The organism is Aminobacter sp. GW821-FHT11F06, from assembly GCF_058808215.1.
Genome location: NZ_JBXARL010000011.1, coordinates 20,615 through 36,263, shown reverse-complemented (window position 1 = coordinate 36,263; position 15,649 = coordinate 20,615). Strand labels below are relative to the sequence as shown.

Below are 15,649 nucleotides of genomic sequence, written 5' to 3'. Positions count from 1 at the left end.
GAGAGCCTGCCGAAGACGCCAAATTCCGCCACATTTAGGTTGATTTGGAAGCACGGTCATTCCCCACCGGAGAGTTTACATGCCTTTTTCGTTCCGTAGCGCCTCGCTTGCCAGTCTCGGACTTGCAGCCGGGCTCGTGGCGCTGTCGTCGCTGCCACTCGTCGCGCAGGAGGCCGCGCCCGCGGCCCAGACCGCTGCCCCCGCTGCCGCGCCGGTCGATCCGAATGCGATCGTTGCCACCGTCAATGGCCAGAACGTCACCGAGGCCGACATCACCTTGGCCGAGCAGGACCTTGGCCAGCAGTTCGGCAACCTGCCGCCCGAACAGCGCCGTGCCGCGGCTTTGTCGTCGATCATCGAGATCAGGCTGATGGCTGCCCAGGCGGTTGAAAAGGGTCTCGACAAGGACGCCGACTTCCAGCGTCGCCTGACCTTCCTCGACCAGCGCGCCCTGCACGGCGAACTGGTTGAAAAGGAAGTCGCCGGCAAGATCACCGACGAAGAAATCCGCGCTCGTTACGACAAGGAAATCGCTTCCCAGAAGCCGGTCAACGAGGTCCACGCCCGCCACATCCTGGTCAAGACCAAGGAAGAGGCTGACGCCATTATCAAGAAGCTCGAGGGCGGCGAAGACTTCCAGAAGCTCGCCAACGAAAACACCACCGATCCGAGCGGCAAGACCTCCGGTGGCGATCTCGGCTTCTTTGGCCCCGGCCAGATGGTGCCGGAATTCGAAAAGGCGGCACTTGCGCTTGAAATCGGCGCTTACTCCAAGGAGCCGGTGCAGACCCAGTTCGGCTGGCACGTCATCAAGGTCGAAGACAAGCGCACCCAGCAGCCGCCGGCATTCGATACCGTCAAGGAACAGGTCCGTTCGCTTCTGATCCGCGAGAAATATATCGAGCTGGTCAAGCAGGTCCGTGCGGCCGGCAAGGTCGAAGTCACCGACCCGGCGCTGAAGACGGCGATCGACGCCATCGACGCCTCGAAGTAATCTTTCCAGTCCATGCTCAAAGGGCGGCGCCGGATGGCGTCGCCCTTTTTGTTTGTCCAGAAATTTTGGGAGTTCAGGGTGCCTCTTGAGCCTTGATGCCGTGCACGATCACCCGGATCGCCGCGCGCAAGGTCGCGTCGTCTTCGTCCAGCCGGCCGGTGAGCAGATGCACCCAGGCATAAGAAGAGACCATGTCGGCGATCTGGCTTGGGTCGATATCGGCAGCCACTTCGCCGCGCGCCTTGGCTCGTTCGATCAGCTTGCCGGTATGGGCGCGACGGCCGCGCGCATATTCGGCCAGGGCGGCTGCGGCCGCCGGGTCCTGCTGCGCTTCGGCGATCAGCGAGCGGAAAATATTGCCTGAGGGTGTCTCACGCCATTGCGAAAACAGGCTTTTGGCGAAGATGAACAGGTCTTCTTCGATGCTCCCCGTATCCGCATAGGCGATGTCGCGCTTCTGGCGCTGGTAAACTTCAAGCAGAAGCGCTGTCTTGCTTGGCCACCAACGGTAGATCGTTGGCTTGCCGGCGCGGGCGCGGCGCGCCACGGCCTCGATCGAGAAGCCGGAATAGCCGTTTTCGATGAGCACGGCTTCGGCTGCCTCCAGGATCGCATCGGCGCTTTCGGGGCTGCGCCGTGCGCCGATCGATTTCCGCGCGCTGTCTGCCTCAATGCTCATCTCGTTCTCCAGTTCACGAACAATCTCTACACCACCTCTTGACGAAACGAAACGGCCCGTTTTATATAACGAAACGTTTCGTTCCGATGGAGATGGAAATGACCGCTTCTTCAACCCGCTTTTCCCGTCCGCGTTTCGCGCTCATGGTTTTGCTCGGCGTCTACCCGCTGATCACCGCACTTCTCTACGTCATCATGCCTTTGACCGACGGCTGGTCGATCTGGCAGCGCACGCTGCTGATCGCCCCGCTGATGGTGGCGACGATAATCTGGGGGCTGATCCCGGCCATCCAGCGCCTGTTCCGCGGCTTCCTTAATCCAGCCGTGCGCTAAGGCTGGACCACGTCTTCGTGAGGCGAAAACGCCTTGCGAAGCCTCGCGCTATCGGGCAAACGGTGCCTGCATTCACCGTTTCCCGAGCCCGCAGAGGTTCCTCATGTCGACTAATGTTTCCCCGCTCGCACCAAAGAAATACCCCAAGATGCCCGCCATCGAAGGCGTGCGCATCGCGACCGCCGAAGCCGGCATCAAATACAAGGGCCGCACCGACGTGCTCGCCATGGTGTTCGATGAGGGTACTGCCGCGGCGGGCGTGTTCACCCGCTCCAAATGTCCCTCGGCACCGGTCGACTTCTGCCGCGAGAACCTTTCGGGCGGCAAGGCGCGGATCCTGGTCGTCAATTCGGGCAATGCCAACGCCTTCACCGGCAAGAAAGGTCGCGAGACCACCACGCTGACCGGCCAGGCGGCGGCCAAGGCCGCCGGCTGCACGCCGGGCGATGTCTTTCTCGCCTCGACGGGTGTCATCGGCGAACCGCTCGACGCCGGCAAATTCAGCCATTTGCTGTCCGGCATGGTCAAGGACGCTCGGCCCGACCAATGGACCGAGGCCGCCAAGGCCATCATGACCACCGACACCTATCCCAAGGTGGTGACGGCGACCGTCAAGCTCGGCGACACCGACGTCACCATCAACGGCATCGCCAAGGGTGCCGGCATGATCGCGCCCGACATGGCGACCATGCTGTCCTTCGTTGCCACCGACGCGCCGATTGCAGCCGAAGTGCTGCAGGACATGCTGTCGCGTGGCACGGCCAAGACTTTCAATGCCGTCACCGTCGACAGCGACACCTCGACCAGCGACACGCTGATGCTGTTTGCCACTGGTGCCGCGGCCAAGCGCGGCGCGCCTGACATTTCCGATCCCAAGGACGCGCGGCTCGCCTCGTTCCGCCGTGCCCTCAATAAGCTGCTCAAGACGCTTGCCCTTCAGGTCGTGCGCGACGGCGAAGGCGCGCGCAAGCAGGTCGAAGTCACCGTCACCGGTGCCAAGTCGGCGCGCTCGGCCAAGCGCATCGCCCTGTCCATCGCCAATTCGCCGCTGGTCAAGACAGCGGTTGCCGGCGAAGATGCCAATTGGGGCCGCGTCGTCATGGCAGTCGGCAAAGCCGGCGAACCTGCCGACCGCGATCTTTTGTCGATCTGGTTCGGCGACAATCGTCTCGCTCACAATGGCGAGCGCGATCCCAACTATTCGGAAACGGCGACCTCGGCCTATATGAAGGGCGACGACATCGTCATTCGCGCCGACATCGGTCTCGGTCGCGGCAAGGCGACGGTGTGGACCTGCGACCTGACAAAGGAATATGTCGCCATCAACGGCGACTACCGGAGCTGATAGCCCACGTGAACCAGAACCACCCGTCGCACGAACTCGCAATTGTCCGCCGCTACGAGGCGGCGGGTTTTCGTGCCTGGCCGGCAGCGGCCGTCCACTATGACGGCACCTGGCTGGTCAGGCTGACCGCGGGCCACCCGGCCAAGCGGCTCAATTCGGTCAATCCGCTCGACCCCGCCGACATCCGCAACATTCCCGACCGCATCGCCCGCGCCAGCCGCCGCTTCGAAGCCTATGGCCGGCCGCTCACCTTCCGCATGTCGCCTTTGTCTGGGCCAGCGATCGCTGCCCATCTCGACCGCGAGCACTGGAGCACCTTTTCGGAATCGATGGTCATGCGGCTGTCGCTCGACGATGGCCTCGTCGACAATGCGATGGACCAGATCCCGCTCAAGGATATCGGCCGCTTTGTCAGTTCTTCGATGGTCGTGCACGGGCTCGACCCGTCGCTCAGGCCGGGCCTGTCGGAAATCATCGGCGCTATCCAGCCGGAAGCTGGCCTGTTCGTGCTCGAACAGGACGAGCAGCCGGTCACTTCGATGATCTGCGTGCACGAAAACGATCTTGCCGGCCTGTTCGAGATCGCCACCACCGAAGCCGAGCGCGGCAAGGGTTTTGGTCGCCGGCTGATCCTGTCGGCGCTGAAATGGGCGCGCCTCAGGGGCGCCCGGCAAGCCTGGCTGCAGGTCGAGGCCGCCAATGAAGGCGCCATCCGCCTCTACACCAAGATGGGCTTCAAGGAAGTCTATCGCTACCACTATCGCCGCCCGCCGGAGGCCTGATTTGACCGAACAGGGAAAACGCCTGCTCCTGGTGGCGGCTTGCGCGCTGGTGGATGCCGACGGCCGAGTGCTTCTGGCCCAGCGCCCTGAAGGCAAGTCGCTGGCTGGCCTGTGGGAATTCCCAGGCGGCAAGGTCGAACCGGGCGAAACGCCCGAGGAAACGATCATCCGCGAGCTGCGTGAGGAAATCGGCATCGAGACCAAGACGGCGTGTCTCGCGCCGCTGACCTTTGCCAGTCACAGCTACGATGATTTCCACCTGCTGATGCCGCTTTATGTCTGCCGCCGCTTCTGGGGCATCCCCGAGCCGAGGGAAGGCCAGGTGCTGAAGTGGGTGCGGCCGAAGCAGATGCGCGACTACCCCATGCCACCCGCCGACGAGCCGCTGATCCCGTTCCTCATCGATCTGTTGTGATCTGGCCATATTAGCCAGCGTTAAGGCAAAGTTTATCCAAGCGTGAAAAATTGAATGGCCGCCGGCAATGATCGGCTGCGCATCGACACGGCTTTGGGGGGCGTTGCCTATGCAGGCTGACAAGGAGTGGGATCTGATCCGCCCCGAGCGCCAGTCTTCGGCCGTCAGGGCGAGCGCCGGCATCTTGCGGGTCGCGTTGCTGTTTGGCTTTGCCGCTATCGCGCTGGCGCTTATCGCCACGCCCTATCTCGACGGCAAGACACGCATGCAGGTCGGCCAGGTCCGGTTCGATGGGCTCGACTACACCAACACCGGCTCGATAGGCCGCAACTCCAGCTACACGCTGCGCCGCAGCGTGCTGCAGAAAACGCCTCAGTCGGTCTGCGTCATCTCCGAGAACGGGTCGCGCAGCGGTCAATGCTGACGATGCAGTCACGCAGCTTCATTGCGCGTTAAGGCTACGCCATTAACCTTCCTTAATCTGTCGCCGCTATGGTTGGTTCAAGAAGACGGGTGGACGCGACCGATGATCAAGCGATTTCTGAGAGATGAAACGGGCTCCACGGCGATCGAGTACGGGTTGATCGCAACCCTGATCGCGGTGGCCATTGTCGGCGGCTTCGGCCAGCTTGCAAGCCAGCTGGAGTTCCTCTGGGGCGACAACAACAGCGAGATTCAAAAAGCGCTGCACAAGTACTGATCGACGCTACTTCTCGCCTTCCTCGCCTTCCTCGCCTTCCTCGCCAAGCGCCTTTGCCAGCGACACCTGTGCCGAACCCGGCTTGAGCGGCTTCTGCTGCGAGGGATCAGGCGCCCATCCAGACAGCCAGATGAACGAAAAGCTTGCCCGCACGCGCCCGTCAGGGTCCGAAAATCGTTCGGCATAAATCTCGGCCGCGCGCTGGAACAGCCGCCTTGTCGCGGGCTTTCGCGAGCGGTCGGCAAGCGCGCTGGTAACCCCCATCGCCCTGAGATCGGCCATCAGCCCGAACATCGTGTCGTAGCGCACCGTTACCGTCTCGACATCGGCGACAGGCAGGGCAAATCCCGCGCGTTGCAACAGCCCGCCGGCATCACGCACGTCGGTGAAAGGAATGACGCGTGGGCTGGCGCCACCCGATATCTCCGTTTCCGCCGCAAGCAGGCTTTCGCGCAGCTCGACGAGTGTGCCCGCGCCGGCCAAAACACCGAGGAACAGCCCGTCCGGCCTCAGTGCGCGCCTGATCTGGATCAGCTGGCCGGGAATGTCGTTGGCCTCCTGCAACGCCAGCAGCGACACGGCGAGATCGATGCTCGCAGGTTCCAGCGCGATGGTCTCGGGATCGGAAACGATGCCCGGCCCGCCACCGAGAAAGCTCTTGTCGGCTTCGACACGAACCAGTTCGGTGACCTTGCTGCTTGCAGCCAAAACCGCCATCGCCGCCGGGCTGACCGAAAAGATCGCCGCGCCGCGTTCGAACTTGCGCTCGACCGTCGACAGCCGCTCGGCAAGGTCTTCGGCGGCGCGTGCCATCAGGAAGTCGGCACCGGCCACTGCTTGCGCCAATGCGCGCCGGCGGTGGGCGATCACGAGGCTGGCGTCGAAAATGGCTTGCACGTGCGGATGTCCTTCATCGCCGGGTTTCTGTTATGGTCGCCCGACCTCAACCTGTCGTGGCCGATCCGATGCCGGAGATCAAGAGCCTCGCTTTGTCAGTCGCCGCATGGCCGGCGCGGATGCTGTTTCCGCCGGTCTGCGCCGGCTGCCGCCGCCAGGTCACGCAGCCAGGTGCTTTGTGCGGCGCTTGCTGGCCAAAACTGCGCTTTCTTGAAAAGCCGTGGTGCGAGGTGATGGGCACGCCGTTCAGCCATGATTTCGGCGCCGGCTTCCTGTCGGCCGAAGCCATCGCCAACCCGCCGCCTTTCAACAGGGCACGCGCCGCTGTCGCATATTCCGGAGTCGCCCGCCGCATGGTGCAGGGCCTGAAATTCCACGATCGCACCGATTTGGCACCCTGGATGGCGCGCTGGATGCTGCGGGCCGGTGCCGAACTTGTCGCCGACGCTCAGGTCGTCGTGCCGGTGCCGTTGCACTGGCGTCGTTTCTTCTGGCGCCAGTTCAACCAGTCGGCGGAGCTTGGCCGCACCATCGCTTCGCTCTCCGGCGTGCCTTTCGCGCCGACCGCCGTGCGCCGGGTCAAGCGCACGCGCCAGCAGATAGGCCTTGGCCAGCGCGAACGTGAGGACAATGTCCGGGCGGCCTTCGCTGTGCCGCCAGAGGCCGAGATCGATATCAGGGGCAGGCGAGTGCTGGTCGTCGACGATGTCTACACTACCGGCGCCACAGTTGTGGCGGTGACGCGTGCGCTCAAGAAGGGTGGGGCGAGCGCCGTCGATGTGCTGACCTTCGCACGCGTGCTTCCGGGGGACTTCCGGCCCGACGAGGCAGACACTATATAGTCGACCAAGGACAACGGATTTTCGTCATGGTCGATGTGACTATCTATACGCGTATGATGTGCAGCTACTGCACGGCGGCAAAGCGGCTTTTGGAACGCAAGGGCGTTGCATTCACAGAACATGACGCTAGCTTCTCGCCTGAGCTTCGGCAGGAAATGATCACGCGCGCCAATGGCCGCGCGACGTTCCCGCAGATTTTCATCGGCAACACCCATGTCGGCGGTTGCGACGACCTGCATGCGCTCGATGCGCAAGGCAGGCTCGACGACATGCTGGCAACCGGCGCATAGACCTGAGGACGGACAATGGCGATTTTCAAGGCGGCAGCAGTGCAGATGCGTTCGGGCAAGGAGCCGGAGCGTAACGCACGCGATTTCGAAGCACTCGTCCGCGAGGCCGCCGGCCTCGGCGCCACCTATGTGCAGACACCCGAAATGACCGGTGCCATCGTCGGCGACAAGGATGCGCGGGCGGCCGCCTTCACATCGGAGGATCGCGACGTGATCGTTTCAAGTGGTCGCAAGCTCGCCGCCGAGCTCGGCATCCACCTGCATGTCGGCTCAACCGCCATCGTGCGCGCGGACGGCAAGCTCGCCAACCGCGCCTTCCTGTTTGGCCCCGATGGCTCCACGCTCGCCGTCTATGACAAGATCCACATGTTCGACGTCGATCTCGACAATGGCGAGAGCTGGCGCGAATCCTCGGCCTACGAGCCGGGCACGGAGGCCGTCGTTGCCGACACCTCGCTCGCCAAGATCGGCTTTGCCATCTGCTACGATCTGCGGTTCCCCCAGCTGTTCCGTGCCGAGGCCCTTGCTGGCGCCGAGCTTTTGACCGCTCCCGCAGCCTTCACGCGCCAGACCGGCCTTGCCCATTGGCATGTGCTGTTGCGCGCGCGCGCCATCGAAAACGGCGCCTTCGTCATCGCGTCGGCCCAGGGCGGCAAGCATGAGGACGGCCGCGAGACCTTTGGTCACTCGCTGATCATCGATCCGTGGGGCCGCATTCTCGCCGAGGCCGCCCACGATGAGCCCGGCGTCATCATCGCCGAGATCGACACGCGTCATTCGGCTGATGCGCGCAAGAAGATCCCGAACCTGAAGAACGCGCGCGAATTCAGCGTGTCGCTTCGTGGAGCGGGCGAGGGGGCGCTCAGGGGAGCCGCATCTTGATCCGCTTTTCGCTTCATTGCGACCATGCGCATGACTTCGAAGGCTGGTTCCGCAGCAACGACGACTTCGAGACCCAGCGCAAGCGTGGTTTTGTCTCCTGCCCGGAATGCGGCTCGCAGAAGGTCGAAAAGGCGCTGATGGCGCCTGCTGTCTCGACCTCGCGCAAGCAGGAAAAGGTTGCGCTCGCCATGGGCGAGCAGCAGCGCAAGATGATGGCAGCACTCAAGGAGCTGTCCGAAAAGGTGCGCGAGAATGCCGAAAATGTCGGCGACAAATTCGCCGAGGAAGCGCGCAAGATCCACTTCGGCGAGACCGAAGCCCGCGGCATCTATGGTGCTGCGACCATCGACGAAGCCAAGGGCCTCGCCGAAGACGGCATCGAGTTCATGCCGCTGCCGGTGTTTCCTGACGACCGGAACTGAATGCCTTCTTAGCCTTCAGCTGCAGTTGCGGCCTTCCTTGCCTGGATGGCCGCTGCTATCCACGACCGTTGTGGATATTTGAGTCCGAGGCATGGATTCCCGACACTCTCCACTCGCTGCGCTCGCTCACGAGGTCGGGAATGACGGAACGCGGGTGGCCGTCCTGGCCGGGATATTCGCGAGCCCAAAATCCTCATGGTGAGCCTGTCGAATTACGGATTTTGGTACAGTGTGGATAGGAGCACACACCACCCTGGGCGCCCTCGTGGTTCGACAGGCTCACCATGAGGGCTATTGAGACACTTGCGTTACCAGCGCTGCAGATTTGCGGCCACGCCCCCGCAACCCGTCATTCCCGACCTCGTGAGCGAGCGCAGCGAGTGGAGAGTGTCGGGAATCCATGCCGTGACCCGACCAAAACAAGATCGGTGCAAAAAAAGGTCGGCGGGCGGCGCAAGTTTGAAGTGGCGTCCGCCGTGCAGTCCTCAGGCCGCCTTTTCCGCCAGCACCATGTAGTTGACGTCCATGTCGCGGGATTTCTGCCAGCGGTCGGAGAGCGGGTTGTAGGTCACCCCGGTGCGGTCGATGGTGGCGAGGCCGGCACCCACAAGCGCCTTGTCGAGCTCTTCTGGGCGCACAAGCTTGCCGTACTGGTGGGTGCCGCGCGGCAGCCAGCGCAGCACATATTCGGCGCCGACGATGGCAAGGCCGAGCGCCTTGAAGGTGCGGTTGATGGTGGCGACGAACATGATGCCGCCGGGCTTGACCATTTCGCCGCATTTCTTGACGAACAGCTCGACGTCAGCGACGTGCTCGACGACTTCCATGTTGAGGATGACGTCGAATTTTTCGCCTTCATCGGCCAGGTCTTCGGCAGTCGTGGCGCGGTAGTCCACCGTCACGCCGACATCCGCCGCATGGATCTTGGCCACTTCGATGTTGGTGGCGGAGGCGTCAGCGCCGACGACTTCAGCGCCCAGGCGCGACATCGGCTCGCACAGCAGGCCGCCACCGCAGCCGATATCGAGGATGCGCAGGCCTTCGAAGGGCCGCGCGGCGTGGGTGTCGCGGCCGAAGCGCGCGGCGACCTGGTCGCGGATATAACCCAGGCGGACGGGATTGAATTTGTGCAGCGGGCGGAACTTGCCGTTGGGGTTCCACCATTCGGCGGCGAGTGCTGAGAACCGCTCGACTTCTCCGGCATCGATGGTCGATGGACGGGGATCTGGCATTGATGTGGTCTCCTTCGAGCGCAAGGAAGTCGCGTCTGGCGCCCGGATTGTCAAGGCGACAATTTCCGCGCCTTGCGGAAGCTGACGGTTTTGGCTATGCAGGCCGCGCATTCGGCACCGAGCCAAGCATCGGTGTTTTCACTCATTTTCCGGCCCGCTGCGGGCCGGCGTGTATGGCAAGGGCATTTCGCTTCTATGGCGCGCATCGTGATGAAATTCGGCGGTACGTCCGTCGCCGACATCGCCCGAATCCGCAACGTGGCACGCCATGTCAAACGCGAGGTTGACGCTGGCCACGAGGTTGCGGTGGTGGTTTCGGCCATGGCCGGCAAGACCAACGAGCTTGTTGCCTGGACCCGCGACGCCTCGCCCATGCATGACGCACGCGAATATGACGCGGTGGTCGCCTCGGGCGAACAGGTGACGGCCGGCCTCCTTGCGCTTGCGCTGCAGAATATCGGCGTCAATGCGCGCTCCTGGCAGGGTTGGCAGATCCCGATCAAGACCGACAACGCCCATGGCGCTGCCCGCATCCTCGACATTGACGGCTCGTTCCTGATCAAGCGCTTCCAGGAAGGCCAGGTGGCCGTTGTCGCCGGCTTCCAGGGCATCGGCCCCGACAACCGCATCGCCACGCTTGGTCGCGGCGGCTCCGACACGTCAGCTGTCGCCATTGCCGCTGCGGTGAAAGCCGATCGCTGCGATATCTACACCGATGTCGATGGGGTCTATACTACCGACCCGCGCATCGAGCCCAAGGCACGGCGCCTGTCGCGCATCTCGTTTGAAGAAATGCTCGAAATGGCCTCGCTCGGCGCCAAGGTGCTGCAGGTCCGCTCGGTTGAACTCGCCATGGTGCATCGCGTTCGCACCTTCGTGCGTTCTTCCTTTGAAGATCCGGATGCGCCCGGCATGGGCGATTTTCTCAATCCGCCTGGAACGCTCATTTGTGACGAGGATGAAATCGTGGAACAACAGGTCGTCACCGGAATTGCCTACGCCAAGGACGAAGCCCAGGTCTCGCTGCGCCGTGTCGCCGACCGGCCGGGCGTGGCGGGTGGGATCTTCGGGCCGCTGGCCGAAGCCAACATCAATGTCGACATGATCGTCCAGAATATCTCCGAGGACGGCAAGTTCACCGACATGACCTTCACCGTGCCGTCGGGCGATGTGAACAAGGCGCTGGCGGTGCTCGAAAAGATCCGCCCCGACATCGGCTACGACGCCGTCCAGCATGACGAGGGCATGTCCAAGGTGTCGGTCATCGGCATCGGCATGCGCTCCCATGCGGGCGTTGCCGCAACCGCCTTCCAGGCGCTGGCGGCCAAGGGCATCAATATCCGCGCCATCACCACCTCCGAGATCAAGATTTCGATCCTGATCGACGGCCCCTACACGGAACTTGCTGTTCGCACTTTGCATTCCGTCTACGGTCTCGATAAGCAGTAGTATTAGGAGTCGAGCGTCACCGCGTTGCCGGCGTGCAGCATGTGCCGCGCCGGGTCCAAACCATTGGAGACGGTGAATGATGCGTGACATGGCCTCTGGGCCGCGCGTACTTCTGAAACGGCTCCGCGAGTTGATGGCGGAGCCCCTCGAGCCACAGGAACGGCTCGACAGGATCGTGCGCGATATCGCCGCCAACATGGTGGCTGAAGTCTGCTCGCTTTATGTGCTTCGCGCCGACTCGGTGCTTGAGCTCTACGCCACCGTCGGTCTGAACCCGAACGCCGTTCACCTGGCCCAGCTGCGTCTTGGCCAGGGTCTTGTCGGCACCATCGCGGCGAGTGCGCGCGCGCTCAACCTGTCCAACGCCCAGGAGCACCCCGCCTTCGCCTATCTGCCGGAGACGGGCGAGGAGATCTACCACTCCTTCCTCGGCGTGCCGGTGCTCAGGGCAGGGCGCACGCTTGGCGTTCTTGTCGTCCAGAACAAGACAATGCGCCACTACCGCGACGACGAGATCGAGGCGCTCGAAACCACCGCCATGGTCATCGCCGAGATGATTGCATCCGGCGATATCGGCCGTCTGAGCCGGCCCGGCCTCGAACTCGATATGTCGCGCCCGGCCAGCTTCACCGGCATCGCCTTCAATGAAGGCGTCGGCCTCGGCCATGTCGTGCTGCACGAGCCGCGTATCGTCGTCACCAACCTGTTCAACGAAGACAGCGAGGAGGAACTGCGCCGGCTCGAGGATTCGCTCGGTTCGCTGCGCCTGTCGATCGACGACATGCTGGAGCGCCGCGACGTGGCTTTTGAAGGCGAGCACCGCGAGGTTCTCGAAGCCTACCGCATGTTCGCCAATGATCGCGGCTGGGTGCGCCGGCTCGAAGAGGCGATCCGCAACGGCCTGACTGCCGAGGCGGCCGTCGAAAAGGTACAGAGCGACATGCGCGCCCGCATGCTGCACATGACCGACCCCTATCTGCGCGAGCGGATGAGCGATTTCGACGATCTCGCCAACCGCCTTTTGCGCCAGCTCATGGGCCGTGGCCCCGAGACCATCGCTGAATCGCTGCCCAAGGACGCGATCATCGTTGCGCGCTCGATGGGGGCGGCCGAACTGCTCGACTACCCGCGCGACAGGCTGCGCGGTCTGGTGCTGGAGGACGGTGCGCCGACAAGCCACGTCGTCATTGTCGCGCGCGCCATGGGCATTCCCGTCGCCGGCCAGATGAAGGGCGCCGTTTCCATGGCGGAAAACGGCGATCCGATCATCGTCGATGGCATTGAAGGTACCGTCCACCTGCGCCCGCAGGCCGACCTGGAAGCAGCCTACGCCGAAAAGGTGCGTTTCCGCGCCCGCAGGCAGGAACTCTACCGCGAGTTGCGCAAGAAGCCGTCCGAGACCAAGGATGGCGTCAAGGTCGACCTGCTGATGAACGCCGGCCTTGCCGTCGACCTGCCGCAGCTCGCCGAGGCGGGTGCTGCCGGCATCGGCCTGTTCCGCACCGAACTGCAGTTCATGGTCGCCTCGACCTTCCCGCGCGCCGAAGCGCAGGAAAAGCTCTACCGCGACGTGCTCGACGTCGCGCGCGGCCGTCCCGTCACCTTCCGCACCATCGATATCGGCGGCGACAAGGTGCTGCCCTATTTCAAGGGTTCGGGGCAGGAAGAAGAAAACCCGGCCCTGGGCTGGCGCGCCATCCGGCTCACGCTCGACCGCCCCGGCCTGCTGCGCACCCAGATCCGCGCGCTGCTCAAGGCCGCCGGTGGACGCGAGCTCAAGGTCATGCTGCCGATGGTCACCGAGCTTGGCGAGATCGCCCAGGCACGCGAGATCATCGACCGCGAGGTCAGGCACCTGTCGCGCTTCGCCCACCATCTGCCGACCAGCCTCAAGCTCGGCGCCATGATCGAGGTGCCGTCGCTGCTGTGGCAGCTTGATGAACTCATGCAGGCAGTCGATTTCGTCTCCGTCGGCTCCAACGACCTGTTCCAGTTCGTCATGGCCGCCGACCGTGGCAATACCCAGCTTGCCGACCGCTTCGACCCGCTGTCGGTGCCTTTCCTGAGGGTGCTCAAGCAGATCGCCGACGCCGGGCTGCGCAACCATACGCCGGTCACGCTGTGCGGCGAGCTTGCCGGCAAGCCGATCTCGGCGATGGTGCTGCTTGGCCTCGGCTACCGTTCGATCTCGATGTCGCCGGCCTCGATCGGCCCGGTCAAGGCGATGCTGACTGAACTTCCTCTCGGCGAGTTGAAATCCTTCCTCGACGATAACCTTTCCGGTCCTGCCGCCAGCCTGCCGATGCGCGCGCTGCTTCAGGCCTTTGCGGACGACCGTTCCATACCATTATGATCAGCCTGCCCCACGACCGAATGAACCAAGTCGTCAAACGCTTCGACATGCTCGAAGCGCAGATGGCTGCCGGACCGGCACCCGACGTCTACGTCAAGCTGGCGTCGGAATATTCCGACATCCAGGAGCTTGTCGCCAAGATCCGCGAGCTGCGTGGTGCCGAGCACGAGCTAGCCGATCTCGAGGCGATGCTGTCCGACAAGGGCACCGACGCCGAGATGCGTTCGCTTGCCGAGATGGACAAGCCCGACGTCGAGGACCGCATCGAGACCCTGCAGCACGAAATCCAGGTCCTGCTCCTGCCCAAGGACGCGGCCGACGAGCGCAACGCCATCCTCGAAATCCGCGCCGGCACCGGCGGCGACGAGGCGGCATTGTTTGCCGGTGACCTCTACCGCATGTACGAGCGCTACGCCGCCTCGCGCGGCTGGCGCTTTGAGGTCGCGTCCGCCAGCGACGGCGACGCGGGCGGCTTCAAGGAAGTCATTGCCACCGTCTCGGGCAAGGGCGTGTTTGCCCATCTGAAGTTCGAGTCGGGTGTCCACCGCGTCCAGCGGGTTCCCGCGACCGAAGGCAGTGGCCGTATCCACACGTCGGCAGCGACAGTTGCTGTTTTGCCGGAAGCCGAGGAAGTCGATATCGACATCCGTCCCGAAGACATCCGCATCGATACGATGCGCGCCTCGGGTTCTGGCGGCCAGCACGTCAACACCACCGACTCGGCCGTGCGCATTACCCATTTGCCCACCGGCATCATGGTGGTGCAGGCGGAGAAGTCGCAGCACCAGAACCGGGCCCGCGCCATGCAGATCCTGCGCGCGCGCCTCTATGACATGGAGCGCAGCCGCGCCGACGAGGAGCGTTCCTCGTCGCGCAAGTTGCAGGTCGGTTCGGGCGATCGCTCCGAGCGCATCCGCACCTACAATTTCCCGCAAGGGCGCCTGACCGACCACCGCATCAACCTGACGCTCTACAAGCTCGACCGGGTGATGATGGGCGAACTCGACGAAGTCATCAACGCGCTGATCTCCGATCACCAGTCGAAGCTTCTGGCCGATATGGGCTCGGATGGCTGAGCGCCCGCTCGGCGAACTCCTGCGCCACGCGCGCCAGCGCCTCGCAGGCGCTGGCATAGTGGACGCCGCATTCGATTCACGGCTGATCGTCGAACATTTTTCCGGAACGACGCGCACCGATGCGATTTCGTCGCCCGACAGGCTCGTTGGGCAGGTGGACGAGATCGAAGCAGCGCTCGACCGCCGTATCGCAGGCGAACCTGTCCACCGCATCTTGGGCTACCGCGATTTCTATGGCATGCGCCTCAGCCTCTCCGCCGAGACGCTGGAGCCGCGCCCCGACACCGAAACGCTGGTCGATGCGGTCTTGCCCTTCGTCCACGAGACTGTGGCGCGCGCGGGCATCTGCCGTATCCTTGATCTCGGCACCGGCACCGGTGCGATTGCGCTGGCTCTGGTCACCCAGGAGCCGAAAGCCGTGGCGATCGGTGTCGACGTTTCCGACGATGCGCTGGCGACTGCGGCGGCCAATGCCGCCCAGCTCGGCGTTTCCGCGCGCTTTTTAGCAAAAAAATCCGACTGGTTTGCTGAGATTCATGGTCTTCACCATTTAATAGTCTCAAATCCTCCCTATATAGCTTCACTAGAGATCGAGGATTTGCAGAACGAGGTTCGCAATTTTGATCCGCGCCGCGCGCTCGACGGCGGCCCGGACGGTCTTGAGCCATACAGAACCATCGCGTCGGGTGCCGCGCGCCATCTTGAGAAAGATGGCCTTGTCGGGCTCGAAATCGGGCACGACCAGCGGCGCGACGTGACTGAAATATTCGAGCAGGCCGGTTACCATTTGTTCGCCCAGCACAAGGACTTGGGCGGCAACGACCGGGTGCTCGTATTCCGGCACTGACCGAGGCTTTTCGGCACCGCAAAAAACCGCTTGGCAAGGAAAGTGAATGCCGCTAGGTTCCGGCGACCGGATGAGACGAAGCAGGCAGTGCTGTTAACGATTCGGTTTCCTT

18 protein-coding genes are annotated in these 15,649 nt (G+C 63.4%); 15 read left to right on the top strand and 3 right to left on the bottom strand.

The window, feature by feature from the left end; translation table 11 throughout:
• Positions 1-79 precede the first annotated feature (79 nt).
• Positions 80-994, top strand: coding sequence for a peptidylprolyl isomerase (locus AC1RTB_RS23140; RefSeq protein WP_492881503.1), 915 nt, complete (start codon positions 80-82; stop codon positions 992-994).
• A gap of 73 nt (positions 995-1,067) precedes the next feature.
• On the opposite strand, the gene AC1RTB_RS23135 is transcribed toward AC1RTB_RS23140, so the two are convergent.
• A complete protein-coding gene (locus AC1RTB_RS23135) occupies positions 1,068-1,673 on the bottom strand; it encodes a TetR/AcrR family transcriptional regulator (RefSeq protein ID WP_492881502.1) in 606 nt (201 codons plus the stop codon).
• 98 nt (positions 1,674-1,771) lie between these two features.
• Between AC1RTB_RS23135 and AC1RTB_RS23130 the strand changes: the two genes are divergently transcribed.
• The 6 genes from AC1RTB_RS23130 (at position 1,772) to AC1RTB_RS23105 (ending at position 5,247) form a co-directional block, all read left to right on the top strand.
• Entirely contained in the window at positions 1,772-2,005 is a 234-nt protein-coding gene (locus AC1RTB_RS23130) for a hypothetical protein (protein WP_492881501.1), read from the top strand.
• 103 nt (positions 2,006-2,108) lie between these two features.
• Positions 2,109-3,350, top strand: a complete 1,242-nt coding sequence (gene argJ / locus AC1RTB_RS23125) for a bifunctional glutamate N-acetyltransferase/amino-acid acetyltransferase ArgJ (RefSeq protein ID WP_492881500.1) — start codon at positions 2,109-2,111, stop codon at positions 3,348-3,350.
• Between the two features lie 8 nt (positions 3,351-3,358).
• On the top strand, positions 3,359-4,132 hold the full coding sequence (locus tag AC1RTB_RS23120; RefSeq protein WP_492881499.1) for a GNAT family N-acetyltransferase: 774 nt from the start codon (positions 3,359-3,361) through the stop codon (positions 4,130-4,132).
• A 1-nt stretch (position 4,133) separates the two neighbouring features.
• Positions 4,134-4,547, top strand: a complete 414-nt coding sequence (locus tag AC1RTB_RS23115; protein WP_492881498.1) for a (deoxy)nucleoside triphosphate pyrophosphohydrolase — start codon at positions 4,134-4,136, stop codon at positions 4,545-4,547.
• Between the two features lie 109 nt (positions 4,548-4,656).
• The gene (locus AC1RTB_RS23110) at positions 4,657-4,971 is read left to right on the top strand and encodes a hypothetical protein (protein ID WP_492881497.1); all 315 of its coding nucleotides are present in this window, start codon (positions 4,657-4,659) and stop codon (positions 4,969-4,971) included.
• Positions 4,972-5,073: 102 nt separating this feature from the next.
• Positions 5,074-5,247 (top strand): Flp family type IVb pilin, encoded by a 174-nt coding sequence (locus tag AC1RTB_RS23105; protein WP_492881496.1) that lies wholly within the window; start codon positions 5,074-5,076, stop codon positions 5,245-5,247.
• Between the two features lie 6 nt (positions 5,248-5,253).
• Here the strand turns inward: AC1RTB_RS23105 and AC1RTB_RS23100 are convergent, their stop codons facing one another.
• Positions 5,254-6,144, bottom strand: a complete 891-nt coding sequence (locus tag AC1RTB_RS23100; RefSeq protein WP_492881495.1) for a methyltransferase domain-containing protein — start codon at positions 6,142-6,144, stop codon at positions 5,254-5,256.
• A 56-nt stretch (positions 6,145-6,200) separates the two neighbouring features.
• On the opposite strand from AC1RTB_RS23100, the gene AC1RTB_RS23095 reads away from it, so the two are divergent.
• Genes AC1RTB_RS23095 through AC1RTB_RS23080 form a run of 4 tightly spaced genes read left to right on the top strand, consistent with a single transcriptional unit; the run spans position 6,201 to position 8,580 of the window.
• A complete protein-coding gene (locus tag AC1RTB_RS23095) occupies positions 6,201-6,986 on the top strand; it encodes a ComF family protein (protein WP_492881591.1) in 786 nt (261 codons plus the stop codon).
• 26 nt (positions 6,987-7,012) lie between these two features.
• Positions 7,013-7,276, top strand: a complete 264-nt coding sequence (gene grxC / locus AC1RTB_RS23090) for a glutaredoxin 3 (RefSeq protein ID WP_492881494.1) — start codon at positions 7,013-7,015, stop codon at positions 7,274-7,276.
• Between the two features lie 15 nt (positions 7,277-7,291).
• A complete protein-coding gene (locus AC1RTB_RS23085) occupies positions 7,292-8,158 on the top strand; it encodes a carbon-nitrogen hydrolase family protein (RefSeq protein WP_492881493.1) in 867 nt (288 codons plus the stop codon).
• Positions 8,155-8,580: a DUF1178 family protein gene (locus AC1RTB_RS23080; protein WP_214391285.1), complete on the top strand. Its 426-nt coding sequence runs from the start codon at positions 8,155-8,157 to the stop codon at positions 8,578-8,580. Before AC1RTB_RS23085 ends, AC1RTB_RS23080 begins: the two co-directional genes overlap by 4 nt.
• Positions 8,581-9,065: 485 nt before the next feature.
• Here AC1RTB_RS23080 and ubiG read toward each other — a convergent pair whose 3' ends face one another.
• Complete coding sequence (gene ubiG, locus AC1RTB_RS23075; RefSeq protein WP_492881492.1) at positions 9,066-9,812, bottom strand: bifunctional 2-polyprenyl-6-hydroxyphenol methylase/3-demethylubiquinol 3-O-methyltransferase UbiG; 747 nt, start codon at positions 9,810-9,812, stop codon at positions 9,066-9,068.
• Between the two features lie 195 nt (positions 9,813-10,007).
• Here ubiG and AC1RTB_RS23070 point away from each other — a divergent pair, with 195 nt between their 5' ends.
• From AC1RTB_RS23070 to prmC, 4 genes are all read left to right on the top strand, one after another.
• Positions 10,008-11,261: an aspartate kinase gene (locus AC1RTB_RS23070; RefSeq protein WP_492881491.1), complete on the top strand. Its 1,254-nt coding sequence runs from the start codon at positions 10,008-10,010 to the stop codon at positions 11,259-11,261.
• Positions 11,262-11,340: 79 nt separating this feature from the next.
• The gene (ptsP, locus tag AC1RTB_RS23065; RefSeq protein ID WP_492881590.1) at positions 11,341-13,614 is read left to right on the top strand and encodes a phosphoenolpyruvate--protein phosphotransferase; all 2,274 of its coding nucleotides are present in this window, start codon (positions 11,341-11,343) and stop codon (positions 13,612-13,614) included.
• Positions 13,611-14,690: a peptide chain release factor 1 gene (gene prfA, locus AC1RTB_RS23060; RefSeq protein ID WP_492881490.1), complete on the top strand. Its 1,080-nt coding sequence runs from the start codon at positions 13,611-13,613 to the stop codon at positions 14,688-14,690. The genes ptsP and prfA overlap by 4 nt, the downstream gene beginning before the upstream one ends.
• Positions 14,683-15,537 (top strand): peptide chain release factor N(5)-glutamine methyltransferase, encoded by an 855-nt coding sequence (gene prmC / locus AC1RTB_RS23055; RefSeq protein WP_492881489.1) that lies wholly within the window; start codon positions 14,683-14,685, stop codon positions 15,535-15,537. Before prfA ends, prmC begins: the two co-directional genes overlap by 8 nt.
• Positions 15,538-15,649 lie beyond the last annotated feature (112 nt).

Coding starts and splice junctions, on each gene's coding strand:
- AC1RTB_RS23140 (WP_492881503.1), top strand. CDS start 80: ATGCCTTTTTCGTTCCGTAGCGCCTCGCTTGCCAGTCTCGGACTTGCA.
- AC1RTB_RS23135 (WP_492881502.1), bottom strand. CDS start 1,673: ATGAGCATTGAGGCAGACAGCGCGCGGAAATCGATCGGCGCACGGCGC.
- AC1RTB_RS23130 (WP_492881501.1), top strand. CDS start 1,772: ATGACCGCTTCTTCAACCCGCTTTTCCCGTCCGCGTTTCGCGCTCATG.
- argJ (WP_492881500.1), top strand. CDS start 2,109: ATGTCGACTAATGTTTCCCCGCTCGCACCAAAGAAATACCCCAAGATG.
- AC1RTB_RS23110 (WP_492881497.1), top strand. CDS start 4,657: ATGCAGGCTGACAAGGAGTGGGATCTGATCCGCCCCGAGCGCCAGTCT.
- AC1RTB_RS23105 (WP_492881496.1), top strand. CDS start 5,074: ATGATCAAGCGATTTCTGAGAGATGAAACGGGCTCCACGGCGATCGAG.
- grxC (WP_492881494.1), top strand. CDS start 7,013: ATGGTCGATGTGACTATCTATACGCGTATGATGTGCAGCTACTGCACG.
- AC1RTB_RS23085 (WP_492881493.1), top strand. CDS start 7,292: ATGGCGATTTTCAAGGCGGCAGCAGTGCAGATGCGTTCGGGCAAGGAG.
- ubiG (WP_492881492.1), bottom strand. CDS start 9,812: ATGCCAGATCCCCGTCCATCGACCATCGATGCCGGAGAAGTCGAGCGG.
- AC1RTB_RS23070 (WP_492881491.1), top strand. CDS start 10,008: ATGGCGCGCATCGTGATGAAATTCGGCGGTACGTCCGTCGCCGACATC.
- ptsP (WP_492881590.1), top strand. CDS start 11,341: ATGCGTGACATGGCCTCTGGGCCGCGCGTACTTCTGAAACGGCTCCGC.
- prfA (WP_492881490.1), top strand. CDS start 13,611: ATGATCAGCCTGCCCCACGACCGAATGAACCAAGTCGTCAAACGCTTC.
- prmC (WP_492881489.1), top strand. CDS start 14,683: ATGGCTGAGCGCCCGCTCGGCGAACTCCTGCGCCACGCGCGCCAGCGC.